The organism is Streptomyces niphimycinicus, from assembly GCF_018883605.1.
Classification (GTDB): domain Bacteria; phylum Actinomycetota; class Actinomycetes; order Streptomycetales; family Streptomycetaceae; genus Streptomyces; species Streptomyces niphimycinicus.
The window spans coordinates 1-10,195 of record NZ_JAHLEM010000074.1; the positions used below are offsets into that span (position 1 = coordinate 1).

Here is a 10,195-nt window from a genome sequence, read left to right on the forward strand (position 1 = left end):
GTGAGAAACATGCCTGCTCACGTCTCTCATATAGCGCCCGGCACCGGTGTTCGGGACACCGGAAGTCCGGGGTTGCGGTCCGACGCGGCGTCCAATCGCCGGCGCGTCCTCGATGCGGCCCGGGCGCTGTTCGTCTCGCGTGGGCTCGATGTGCCGATGGCCACCATCGCCCGTCATGCCGGGGTCGGGGTGGCCACGCTCTACCGGCGCTTCCCCACCCGGGAGGCGCTGGTCACGGAGGTGTTCTCGGACGAGTTCGCCGTCTGTTCGGCGATCGTCGACGACGCCCTGGCCGACGACGACGCGTGGCGGGCCTTCCGCCGGACCATCGAGACGGTGTGTGCTTCGCAGACGCAGGACCGGGAGTTCAACGACGCCCTGCTGTCGTCGATTCCCGACGCGGTCGGCTTCGAGCGGGAGCGGCTGCGGCTCGAAGAGGGCTTCGCCGAGGTGGTCCGGCGCGCCAAGGCCGCGGGGCGGCTGCGCGAGGACTTCGACGTGTCCGACCTGAGCCTCGTCTTCCTGGCCAACAGAGGTGTCATCGGCGACGCGGCAACGGCACCGGCCGCGTCCCGGCGGCTGGTGGCCCACCTCCTGCGGTCCTTCGAGGCGGGGCGGGCCGAACCGGCCCGCCCCCTCCCGCCACCCGCCCCGCTGGGGCTGGGCCGGTTGCCCCGGACATCCGGGGAATGAGCTATCGCGCAGTGCCGAAGTCCTGCGTCCAGTAGTGGCCGGGCTGCGCCACGCCGACGCCGATCTCCTTGAAGTCGCAGTTCAGGATGTTGGCCTTGTGGCCGGCGCTGGACATCCAGCCCTCCATGACGCTCTTGGGCGACTCGTAGCCGTAGGCCACGTTCTCGCCGTAGCTGCTCCAGGAGTAGCCCGCGCGCTCGATCCGGTCGCCCGGGGAGGATCCGTCGGAGCCGGTGTGCGACATATTGCTGTGGGCCGCCATGTCCTCGCTGTGGTCCTGAGCGGCCTTGGTCAGCTTCTCGTTCACGGTCAGCGGCCTACAACCGGCCTTGCTGCGCTCGCTGTTGACGAGATCCACCACTTCCTGCTGGTCGGTGGCGGCCGCGGAAGTGGCGGAGGCGGAGCCCGCGGTGGCGGACTGTGCCATCGCGGCCGAGGGAACGCCCACGGCGGCCACCGCGAGGGCGGCGATGGCTATCTTGCGGCGGGGCGTCGTGCTGTTGCGGTGCTTGCTCATACGTGACCTCACACTCGGTTGAGGCCCGTCATTCTTGGAGCCGTCGCCATGCGGGGCAACACACGTGTTCGTACTACAAGAGTTCGTAGCGAGGACGGCGCTTGCGATCAGCGGCGAGACATGCAGAGCCGGTTCCGGGGAGCGCTCAGGTGGCCCGACGCCCCATCAGAAATCGCGGCAACCAGGCGAGTGGACAACGGGCCCGGAGCACCGGGGATCGCGAGGGCATGGAACCGGCCATGTCCGACAGAGAAGATAAAGCCACTATGTCGGCTAGTCGATATGCTCCGCTACACCCCCTTTACGACGACGCCCGGTGTGAGAGATGTCATGACATGGCAGGGCCATGACAGAGTCGCGTCAGCGGCGGTAGATGGTGATCGAGTGACCGACCTCGTCGATCGGCTCACTGCCCTCGATCAGCGCCGCCAGCCGGCCGGTGGCCTGGGCGACCGAGGAGTCCGAGACCACCAGCAGCCCGCGCACCTCGTCCGGGCGGGCCCGGCGCGGGTCGGAGGCGTGGATGCCGTAGGCGGACGGCACACCGCTGCCCTTGTAGACGAGCCAGATCCGCTCGCCCCGGTATCGCTCCCGGAGGCGGTCGGCCAGCCGCCCCAGGTCCTGCCCCCAGTCGACGTTCGAGTCGTGCAGCCGCAGATGGGTCCGGGACGGGCCGCCGAATGCCTCGTTGGAGTACGGCAGATAGTACGGATACGTCCGCAGCGAGCTGACCGCGACGAACAGGACCAGCGCCAGGGTGGCCCCGTACGCCCAGCGCCGCCGCACGGCCATCGGCCCGGCCGCCGCCACCGCCAGGAACATCGGCAGGAAGATGGCGTACCGCACCCCGAGGTTGCGGGCCCCGTCCAGGGCGGCGAGCAGCAGCACCGCCGCCGGGACGAGGACATACGGCGCGGCGGGCCGCAGCCGGGGCACCACCAGCAGCACGACGGTCCCGGCGAGCCAGAGCGCGAGCATGCCCAGGGGCGTCTTCACCAGCAGCGCGACGGGCAGGTAGTACCAGAGCGACCCGAGGTAGCGGCGGCCGAGCAGAAAGCCATGCCAGGTGTCGTGCTCGAAGCCGAACTGGACACGCATCCCGTCGCGGTACGCCTCCGGCAGCGGCAGCAGGTCGACGGCGAGCCCGCGCAGCCCGTGGACGACCGGCACCGGTCCGGTGGGCGTCCAGCGCAGCCGGGGGTCGACCACGAAGTAGACGGCCCACACCACGGCCACCGCGATCAGCGCCACGGCCACCGCCGCCGCCACTGCGATCCCGAGGGACCGCGCATGGCCGCGCGGTGTCCGGTCGTGGGTACGCCGGGCGTACCAGACCGAGAGCACGGCCAGGAGCAGCAGCACCGGCACCGCCGCCAGCATGCTCATCTTCGTGGCCAGGGCCGCGCCGAGCGCCACTCCCGCGAGCGGGAGATACAGCCGTGGCCGCCGTCGTGCCCGCCACAGCAGCCAGACCGACGTCAGCAGAAATCCGGCCGCCGGTACATCGAGCGTGGCGAGGGAACCGTGCGCGATGATGTCCGGCGAGAAGGTGTACAGGGCGAGCGCCACCACCCCGCCCACGGGTCCGGTCAGCTCACGGGCGAACGCGAACACCACCAGCCCGAACAGCAGCGTCAGCGCGATCATCGGCAGCCGTGCGCACAGCATCAGCCGCCAGGGGTCGTTGCCCGACGCGTAGAGCACATGCCGTCCGAGCGCCGTCTGGTCACCGGCGAAGTCGGCGTCGAGGTGCGGGCGCGCGACGGCCACCCCCGCCGCGATGAGGAGCTTGCCCAGCGGTGGATGCTCGGGGTTGTACCGCACCCGGTGATGGTGCAGGGAGTCCACCGCCGTGCCGACGTACACGGGCTCGTCGATGGTCGGCGTCTGCTCCACCGCCGTGGTGACCATCGCGACCGCCATCTGAACCAGGAGCGCCACGACGGCGGCCACCAGCCACCGCCGATGCCGCCCCGGCCCCGCCGCCCACCGGCCCTTCGGCCCGCCGACAATCCTGGTCACGCTGTCGATCACGCCCGCCCACCGCATAGCGACAGACGCTAACGCCCTGGTGCCACCGCACAGGGCAGCCGCCGGGAAACTTGAGCGAACTCCGCAATCCGAACCGTGGCATCCGGGGGTCGTGCTGGCCGTCGGAGTGCATCCGCAGCGTGTGCTCGCGGAGGGCTTCGGGGATTTTTGTCCGGTGTGCTCTTCTGATCGGGGCCCGCCCGAGCACCCCCGCGCCGAGCGCGTTGAGAAGGAAGTGATCAGCCATGTCGGTATCCGACGCACCGCCGTCCGGCAGCCCCGCCCCGCCGGAGACCGTCCCGAAGAACGTCCGTCCGGCCCTGCTCGGTGTGCTGCTCGCGATGCTGCTGTCGATGCTCGACTCCACGATCGTCGGCACCGCGATGCCGACGATCGTGGGCGACCTCGGCGGCCTGGAACACATCTCCTGGGTGGTGACCGCGTATACCCTGGCCACCGCCGCCTCCACCCCCGTCTGGGGCAAGTTCGGCGATCTGTACGGCCGCAAGCACATGTACCTGATCGCCGTCGTCGTCTTCGTACTCGGCTCGGCGCTGTCCGGGGCGGCCCATTCGATGACCCAGTTGATCGTCTTCCGGGCGCTTCAGGGCCTGGGCGCGGGCGGGATCGGCGCCGGCGCCTTCGCGCTGATCGCCTCGCTGGCACCGCCCCGGGAGCGGGGCCGCTACCAGGGCATGACCGCCTCCATCATGGCCATCGGCACCATCGGCGGCCCGCTGCTCGGCGGCTTCGTCACCGGCCATCTCGGCTGGCGCTGGGCCTTCTTCATCAATCTGCCGCTCGGCGTCCTCACGCTGGTCTGGTGTCAGCTCATGCTGCGGCTGCCCGCCACCCGCGCCAAGGCGCGTATCGACTGGCCGGGCATCACCGTGATGACGACGACCGTCTGCGCCCTGACCCTGGCCGCCACCTGGGCCGGCTCCACCTATCCGTGGACCTCATGGCAGATCCTGGGCCTGTTCGCCCTGGCCGGGATGGGTGTGGCCGCCTTTGTGGCGCGGCAGCGGCGCGCGGCCGAACCGCTCATGCCGCTGCGCATCTTCACCGGGCACCGCAACTTCGCCCTGGCGTCCTCGCTGATCCTGGTGGGCGGGGTGGTCATGTTCGGCTGTTCGCTGTATCTGCCGCTGTATCAGCAGACCGTCCAGGGTATCTCGGCCTCCCGCTCCGGGCTGCTGCTGCTCCCCCTGATGATCCCCGTGGTGATCATGTCCCAGGTCGGCGGCAAGGTCATGTCCGCCACCGGCCGATACAAGATCTTCCCCATCGTCGGCACCGTCTGCATGGCCGTCGGTCTGTTCCTGCTGGCCACCATGGACACCACGACCTCCCGCACGGCCACCGGGTGCTTCATGGCCCTGGTGGGCACGGGCATGGGCTGCCAGATGCAGATGGTCACCACCATCGCGCAGAACAGTGTGGAGATGCGCGACATGGGGGCCGCCTCCGCGTCGGTCACCCTGTTCCGCACCATCGGCGGCTCGCTGGGCGTCGCGGTCTTCGGTTCGCTCTTCACCAGCGCCGTCCAGGGCCACGCACCCGCCGGGGCGGAGACGGGCGAGGTCCGGCCCGATCCGGCGGCGCTGGCACGGCTGCCGCGGGCCGCCAGGGACGGCTACCTCCAGGCGGTCGCCACCGGCACCCAGCAGATCTTCCTGACCGCGGCCGTCGTCTGCACGGTGGCCTTCATCGCCGCCCTGTGCGTCCAGGAGGTTCCGCTGCGGGGCAGGTCCGGCCCGGTGGCCCCGCCGCACAAGGCCGAGGAGGAGGCCACCAGCCCGGCCGCCCCCTAGCACCGCATGGCCTCGGGGCGCTACCCGAACCGTAGTGGACTTCCTCCGACCTGCTCAGCTCATCTGGCGCCGCACCAACTCGTGCAGCTTTCCGCCCGGGACGGCCATCAGCTCGGCCGGGGCACCCTGCTCCACGATCCGGCCGTCCTCCATGACCAGCACACGGTCGGCGTCCATGACGGTCGACAGCCGGTGTGCGATCACCAGCCGGCTGGCGCGCAGACGGCGGGTGCTGTCGATGACGATGCGCTGGGTCTCGTTGTCCAGGGCACTGGTGGCCTCGTCGAAGAAGAGGATGCGCGGACGGCGGATCAGGGCCTGGGCGATCATCAGCCGCTGCCGCTGGCCGCCGGAGATGGCGCCACTGCCGGAGATCATGGTCTGGAGCCCCATGGGCATCTGACGGATGTCCTCGGCCAGACCCGACAGTTCGGCGGCCTCCATGGCCTCCTCGGGGGTGAACGGCTCGGCGCCGCGGATGCAGTCGAGCACCGTGCCGCCCAGCGGCTGGGCGTTCTGGAGGACCACCCCGCACTGGCGGCGCACGGCCGCCTGGTCGAGGGCGGCGAGGTCCTGGCCGTCGTAGAGCACACTGCCGGACACCGGCCGTTCGAAGCCGATGAGCAACCGCAGCAGGGTCGACTTGCCGCAGCCGCTGGGGCCGACGACGGCCACGAATTCGCCCGGCCGGATCTCCAGTGACACATCGTCGAGCACCAGCGGCCCGTCGTCGCCGTAGCGGAAGGTGAGGTTTCTGGCGCGGAGGTCGCCGGAGAGCGTCCCCGGCTGGGCGCTGCCGCCGCGGACCTCGGGCGGCTCGTCCAGGATCGGCTTGACCTGCTCGAACATGGGCAGCACCGCGACCACCGAGACCAGGGCGTTGGTGAGCTGGGTGAGGGAGGTGAGCAGCATGGTCACGGAGGTGTTGAAGGTCAGAAAGGCCCCCGCCGACATGCTGCCCCGCGCCGGACCTGCCAGCAGCATGAACACGGTGAGGGAGACCAGCGGGAGGTAGACGGCGTCCAGCACCTGGGTGAGGTTCTTGATGCGCCCGGTGCGCTGATGCAGATCGCGGGAGTGGGCGAAGCCACGGGCCCAGGCCGCGTAGGCGAAGTTCTCGGCCGCGGCGACGCGCAGCTTGGGCAGCCCGCGCAGGGTCTGGAACGCCTGGTTGTTGAGCTTGTTCTCGCTCTCCACCAGCCGTCGCTGCCAGCGCACCTGCCACAGCCCCATCCCGAGGAAGACCCCGGAGACCACCAGCAGTACGGCGATCACGGCGAGGGCCAGGGAGGCACTGTAGTACAGCAGCAGGGCGAGGTTCATCGCGCCCACGGTGCCGGCCTGGAGGACCGTCGGGGCGATTCCGGACAGCACCCTGCGCATGGTGCTGATGCCCATCGCCGCGCTGGCCAGCTCTCCGGTGGAGCGCTGGGCGAAGAAGGTGGTGGGCAGCCGCAGCAGCCGGTCCCACACGGCGGGCTGGAGGGTGGACTCCAGCCGCCCCTCGAGACGCAGCAGGGTCAGGTTCTGCAACAGCATGAAGGCGGCGGCGACGACGCTGGAGACGATCAGGGCCAGGGAGATCTGGACGATGGGGCTCTTCTCGGCGCGGGGTACGAAACCGCCCAGCACCTGGCCGGTGGCGAGCGGCACCAGCGCGCCGAGCGCCACCGTCACCAGCCCGCCGATCAGGAGGTTGCGGACGTCCCCGGTGGCACCGCGCACGCTGAAGCGCATCAGCCGCCACATCGTCATCGGCCGGTCGGGCAGCGGGCGGTAGAACATCACGGCCCGCGGCTCGAACTCCTCCGCGTTGCCTTCGCCGACGCGGATCCGCAGGCCCGAGACGGGGTTGACCGCCTCGTACCGGCCGCGCCGCCACAGCAGCGCCACCGGGGCCCCGGACTTGGCGCGGTAGCCCACCAGCGGTCCGGCGTCCTCCCGCCACCAGCCGCCCTCCAGCCGGACGGCGCGGGTGCGGATCCGGGCGTGGGCGGCGATGCGCTCCACCGGGTCCGTACGGTCGTCGGTGGCGCGGCCCCTCAGGGGCTCGGGCAGGGTGATCCCGGCGGCCTCCGCCACTCGGCGGCACACCGCGTGCACGGCGTCGTCGGTGCTCTCCTCCGATGGCCGCCGCTCCCGCCGCTGCCCGCCGATGGAGGCGATCAGCGCCTGGTCGGCGCGGGTGCGCACGGCCTCACCGGCCCGGATACCGGCCGCGGTGCGGTCCGCGTGGGCCCGCTCCATGGTCTCGATCCAGCGGTCCACGGCGGTGCCGAGGCGGTATTGCTGGTTGACCATCCGCTGCCACAGCGCGCCGTCGATCAGGAGGTCACCGGCGGCCTGGGCGCTGTACTCGGCGCCGTAGCGCACACTGCCGGGCGGCACCGGCAGCCAGAGCAGGTCCTCGTCGGCCGCCTCCGCCTCGGGCGCGGCCCCGCCGTCCAGCGGGGCCTGGAAGAGGACGCCGAGGCTGCGGCTGACCCCGAGCGCCACGGCGTGTTCCAGCGGGGTGGGCGGGGTGTCCTGGAATCCGCCGTCCCCGTAGGTGCCGTACGGGTCGTGGCTCCGGCCCGTGCCGTACGCGTCGTACGCCTCCGGGCGGTACAGCTCGCGCAGCGGGATGCGGCGCACCAGGCAGTCCTGCGAGGGGCGGCCCAGCAGGGTGTGGCGTGGCCCCTCGACCGGGCCCGGGAGCGCGGCGCCCGTCTCCAGCCGGCCGAGGAAATGCCACTGCCCCGCCTCTGCGGCGTCGACCGCGAACAGGTCGAGGGCTCCGCCGACGACGAGCCAGAGCACCTGCGGGCCCTCCAGCGGGAGGCTGCGCAGCCCGGCGCAGTCGACGGGCGTGCCGAGGGCGCCCAGCGCCTGGACCACCGCGTCGCCGCCGTCCGCGGCCACCGCCGCGGCCGGGTGAACGGACGCCATGTCAGTGCTCCTTCATCAGCTCGGCGTACGGGCCTCCGGCGGCGGCGAGGTCCTCGTGGCGTCCGCGTTCGACGACCGTGCCGCGGTTCAGGACGAGGATCTCGTCGCTGTCCCGCACGGTGCTGAGCCGGTGGGCGATCACCACACACGCACAGCCGCGGCGGCGCAGGTTGTCCATGACGATCTGCTCGGTGCGCGCGTCCAGGGCACTGGTGACCTCGTCCAGGACCAGCACGCTGGGGCGGCGCACCAGGGCGCGGGCGATCTCCAGCCGCTGCCGCTGGCCGCCGGAGAAGTTGCGGCCGTCCTGCTCCACCCGGCAGTGGATGCCCTCCGGGCGCCGTGTGATCACATCGTCGTAGAGGGCGGCGTCCCGCAGTGCCTCCACCACCGCCTCGTCCGGGATCGACGGGTCCCACAGCGCCACGTTGTCCCGCACCGTGCCCTCGAACAGGAAGACGTCCTGGTCGACGAAGGAGACGGAGGCGGCCAGCGCGCCGCGGGGGATGTCCTCCAGGCGCTGTCCGTCGATGCGGATGACCCCCTCCCAGGGGGCGTAGAGGCCGGAGACGAGCCGGGAGACGGTGGACTTGCCGCTGCCGGAGGCGCCGACCAGCGCCACCTGGCGGCCGGGGCCGACGGAGAGCGAGAAGTCGCGCAGCAGCGGTGCGTCCAGCGGGCTGTAGCCGAAGGTGATGTTCTCCAGTGTCACCTGCCCGGTCAGCCGGCGGGTGTCCTCGCGCGGCTCGTCGCGGGTGTAGAGGGTGTCCACCGGGAAGTTCTCCACGTCCTTGAGCCGGGCCACATCGGCGGAGAAGTCCTGGATGCGGCCGGCCACTGAGTTGAGCCGGGTGATGGGTGCGGTGAAGCGGGCCACCAGTGCCTGGAAGGCCACCAGCAGACCGATGGAGATATGGCCCTCGACGGCCCGCAGCCCGCCGATCCAGAGGATGAGGGCGCTGTTGAGGGTGGCGAGGGTGGGGGCGACCACGGCCAGTACGGCGCTGGGGACGCCGAGGCGCTGCTGCTCGTCCAGGGTGATCGCGTGCTGTCCGGCCCAACGGCGGAAGTAGCCGGTCTCCCCGCCGGTGGCCTTCACCGTCTCGATGAGCTGGAGACCGGTGTACGAGGTGGTGGTCAGCCGTGCGGTGTCGGCCCGCAGCTTCTGGGTCCTGGTGGCGCGCAGCCGCACCACCACCCGTATCGCCACCACGTTGAGCAGCGCCAACCCGACGCCGACGAGGGTGAGTTGGGGGTCGTAGGTCCACAGCAGAAAGGCGTAGAGCACCACGACGATCCCGTCGACGGCCGCGGCGGCCAGATCGCGGGCGAGGGTTTCGGCGACGGTGTCGTTGGAGCGCAGCCGCTGGACCAGGTCGGCCGGGCTGCGCTGGGCGAAGAAGGTGACGGGCAGCCGCAGCAGATGCCGCAGGAACCGTGCGCTGCTGAGGGTGGAGGAGATGATGCGTCCGCGCAGCAGATTCGCCTGCTGGACGCCGGTCAGTACGGCGGTGAGCACCACCGCCACGGCCATGGAGGCGAACAGCGGCTGAAGCGTCGAGTCCTGGCCGCCGATCAGGAAGGTGTCGATGAAGGTGCGGCTGAGCGCCGGGACCGCGGCACCCACCGCCACCAGCAGCAGGCTGGCCAGCAGCGAGGCCAGCAGGGTGCCCGTGGTGCCGCGCATGCGTGGCGGCAGGGCGCCCAGCACCCCGGGACGGCGCCCGCCGCGGCGGAAGGACTCCTCGGGTTCGAGGACCAGGACCACACCGGTGAAGCTGGTGTCGAACTCCTCGACGGGGACGAAACGGCGCCCCTTGTCGGGGTCGTTGATGTGCACGCCGCGCTTGCCGAACCGCCGTCCCATGCCGTCGTAGACGACGTAGTGGTTGAACTCCCAGAACAGGATCGCCGGGGCCGTGACCTCCGCGAGGGCCTCGGGCTCCATCTGCATGCCCTTGGCGCGCAGACCGTAGCTCCGGGCCGCCTTGAGCAGATTGCTGGCGCGCGATCCGTCCCGGGAGACACCGCAGGCGATCCGCAGCTCCTCCAGCGGCACATGGCGCCCGTAGTGGGCGAGCACCATGGCGAGCGACGCCGCACCGCACTCCAGGGCCTCCATCTGGAGCACGGTGGGGGTGCGCACGGACCGGCGGCGGGTCTTCCTCGGCCCGGCGCCGCCGCGTGGCGCGCGGCGCCGTCCGCGGGCCGG

At 71.5% G+C, this 10,195-nt stretch carries 6 protein-coding genes; 2 read left to right on the top strand and 4 right to left on the bottom strand.

The window, feature by feature from the left end; translation table 11 throughout:
• Positions 1-9 precede the first annotated feature (9 nt).
• Positions 10-693 carry a TetR/AcrR family transcriptional regulator gene (locus KN815_RS09015; RefSeq protein ID WP_216341236.1) on the top strand — a complete coding sequence of 228 codons (684 nt, stop codon included), beginning with the start codon at positions 10-12 and terminating at the stop codon, positions 691-693.
• Between the two features lies 1 nt (position 694).
• Here KN815_RS09015 and KN815_RS52100 read toward each other — a convergent pair whose 3' ends face one another.
• Positions 695-1,210: a CAP domain-containing protein gene (locus KN815_RS52100; RefSeq protein WP_216341232.1), complete on the bottom strand. Its 516-nt coding sequence runs from the start codon at positions 1,208-1,210 to the stop codon at positions 695-697.
• Between the two features lie 360 nt (positions 1,211-1,570).
• The gene (locus KN815_RS09025) at positions 1,571-3,259 is read right to left on the bottom strand and encodes a phospholipid carrier-dependent glycosyltransferase (RefSeq protein WP_216341233.1); all 1,689 of its coding nucleotides are present in this window, start codon (positions 3,257-3,259) and stop codon (positions 1,571-1,573) included.
• Between the two features lie 227 nt (positions 3,260-3,486).
• Between KN815_RS09025 and KN815_RS09030 the strand changes: the two genes are divergently transcribed.
• Positions 3,487-5,055 (top strand): MDR family MFS transporter, encoded by a 1,569-nt coding sequence (locus KN815_RS09030; protein WP_216341234.1) that lies wholly within the window; start codon positions 3,487-3,489, stop codon positions 5,053-5,055.
• Positions 5,056-5,109: 54 nt separating this feature from the next.
• Here the strand turns inward: KN815_RS09030 and KN815_RS09035 are convergent, their stop codons facing one another.
• Both KN815_RS09035 and KN815_RS09040 read right to left on the bottom strand, forming a co-directional pair.
• Positions 5,110-7,983 (bottom strand): NHLP bacteriocin export ABC transporter permease/ATPase subunit, encoded by a 2,874-nt coding sequence (locus KN815_RS09035; protein ID WP_216341235.1) that lies wholly within the window; start codon positions 7,981-7,983, stop codon positions 5,110-5,112.
• A gap of 1 nt (position 7,984) precedes the next feature.
• The coding region (locus KN815_RS09040) for an NHLP family bacteriocin export ABC transporter peptidase/permease/ATPase subunit (RefSeq protein ID WP_372458299.1) at positions 7,985-10,195 on the bottom strand (2,211 nt) is incomplete at its 5' end.

Excerpts from the sequence above, each read along its gene's own strand:
- KN815_RS09015 (WP_216341236.1), top strand. The coding sequence starts at position 10 with ATGCCTGCTCACGTCTCTCATATAGCGCCCGGCACCGGTGTTCGGGAC.
- KN815_RS52100 (WP_216341232.1), bottom strand. The coding sequence starts at position 1,210 with ATGAGCAAGCACCGCAACAGCACGACGCCCCGCCGCAAGATAGCCATC.
- KN815_RS09025 (WP_216341233.1), bottom strand. The coding sequence starts at position 3,259 with ATGCGGTGGGCGGGCGTGATCGACAGCGTGACCAGGATTGTCGGCGGG.
- KN815_RS09030 (WP_216341234.1), top strand. The coding sequence starts at position 3,487 with ATGTCGGTATCCGACGCACCGCCGTCCGGCAGCCCCGCCCCGCCGGAG.
- KN815_RS09035 (WP_216341235.1), bottom strand. The coding sequence starts at position 7,983 with ATGGCGTCCGTTCACCCGGCCGCGGCGGTGGCCGCGGACGGCGGCGAC.